Raw genomic sequence first — 2,199 nt, 5'->3', positions numbered from 1 at the left:
GCTTTACAAGTTGATGGGGCTTTGTTGAATGATTTTGGCACCATAATGGCAGAAGGTGATTTATCTTTTACCAATGCAGCTGGCAGCGGAAAAAGCCTTTCCCTTGTTAACAAAGCAGGCTTTATTCAAGCTGGTGGAAACTTAAATATCCAAACCAACACCCTGAAAAACGAAGCTGATAGCACGCCTGTCATCACGGAAAAAACCGAATATAGCGATATTTCTTTCCAAAGACCAGACAAATATAATTTTCTCGATGGCAGACCTTTATATCATGATATGGACTGGGATCGTTGGGGAAAAGGAAAACTTTCTAAGAGAAAGCATGGGGCAGTAGGTCCAAAACACTTTATATTTGAGCAACAACTTTGGAATAACAAAGAAGGAACCTATGGCACGGCAACTTTAAAAGATGGGACAGCCTATAAGGCATTTACTTGGAAACATAATGCTCGAAAAGGAGACATAGAAGAGTTTGTATGGAATGGTGATAGGTGGGGGGTCTTATCCTCAAACGAAAACTGGTCACATATGACAGAAAAGACTGTCACGCAAGGGTTTTCTCATAAACCAGTTTCGGGGATGATACAATCTAGTGGCAATCTCATCATTAACGCTGATACCATTGATAACCATTATAGCTCTATAGAAGCAGGGGGTAATGCCGATATCCACGCCAATGTGCTGACCAATCTGGGTGCAACTGCTTATAAAAAAACTTATCTTGGTTGTCAGGCTTATACAGACAGTTGTTATGGTTATAAAGCTGATGGAAGCCGCGATGTTTCTTTAGATATAGCCAATGGCAAGGATCGCCATATTGGTTCAAAAGTTCTTGATACCGTTCCTGGTCTTGTCCAAGTGGGTGGCACTTTAAATCTGGTGGTCGATCAACTCAATAACACGCCAGGGGAAGGTTTGATTACAGGGGATGCGCATTTTAAAGCACAAGCAGTTGAAGGCAATCCACTGGAGTCCTTAAGTGGTTTAACCGGGGTTGATGCTCTCTTTACACCAAAAGTGGATCTCAATAATGCAGGGGAACTTTCTGAGGGGCTCCCTTTACCAAAGCCCCAATCGGGTGGGGTTGGGGGCACGCTGCCCAACCAGAATTTCATTTATGAAACGCGGGCAGAATTCCTTGATGTTGGCAAGTTTTATGGCTCAGCTTATTATTTGAACAGAATTGGCTACAATCCTGATAGAGAGATTTTTTTCTTAGGCGATGCTTATTTCGAAAAGCAGCTGATTGAGAAACAAATGCGTGATCTGGTCGGTCAAGGTTTGGGCAAAGGCTCCTTTATTCCTGGAAGTGATGCCATTGAACAAGTCAAAACTTTGCTGGATGTCGGGGCAGAATATGCAAAAGCACACAATCTCCCCTTTGGTGAGGCTTTGAGTGAAGAACAATTGGCGTCCCTAGAAGCCCCAATGGTGATTTATGTGCGCCAACAGGTCAAGGGCATGGATGTTTATGCACCGGTGCTTTACATCCCTGAAAAAGACAGAGCCTCCTTTGTTTCTGCTGGAGCTTTGATCATGGGCGATGATGTGAATATCACCAGCCAGAATACCAGCAATTCCACGATAACCAATTCAGGGCGGATTGCGGCAAATCACCAATTGCATGTGCATGGCGGGGATATCTTTAGTCAAGGGGGGCATTTTGCTGCTGGTGGGGATGCTGTTTTAGTTGCGGAGAAGAATATTCGTTTGGATGCAGGGCGCACAACGGTTGACGGCGTGGAGACCGTATTAAACACCGAGGCGCTTTCTGCTGGGGGTAATGCAACGGTGATTGCCAAACAAGATATAACCGCCTCAGGGGTGGGGATCACCACCGGGGGTGATCTTGCCATGGCTACAGAACAAGGCAACTTGACGATCGGTTCAGCAGAAACCCATTACCATGATGAACAGGGTGATGCCACCATGCATCATAAATCAGAAGTCAACTCTGGTGGCTCGACAACGCTTTCCTCTGGAAAAGATTTGAATATCTTAGGCTCTGATGTTCAAACAACGGATAAACTTCTCTTGCAAGCTGAGAGGAATGTTTCGATTGATGCCACACGCAACAGTGCCAATAGCCATCGCGGGGATCAAACCTTTCATGTCGCGGTGCACAATGGCTCTCATTTAAGTTCTGGAAAAGAGACCACTGTTCTCTCTGGAAAAGATATCCATATTGCTGCTTCC

1 protein-coding gene is annotated in these 2,199 nt (G+C 45.0%); it reads left to right on the top strand.

Annotation, left to right across the window (positions count from 1 at the left end):
- A partial coding sequence (locus ACFIML_RS08995) for a hemagglutinin repeat-containing protein (RefSeq protein ID WP_375687999.1) occupies window positions 1–2,199 on the top strand: 2,199 nt, incomplete at both ends.

The organism is Bartonella sp. AC62GZZY (assembly GCF_042196525.1).
In the GTDB taxonomy this organism is placed as follows: Bacteria; Pseudomonadota; Alphaproteobacteria; order Rhizobiales; family Rhizobiaceae; genus Bartonella.
This window is presented reverse-complemented; position numbering and strand designations above follow the sequence as displayed.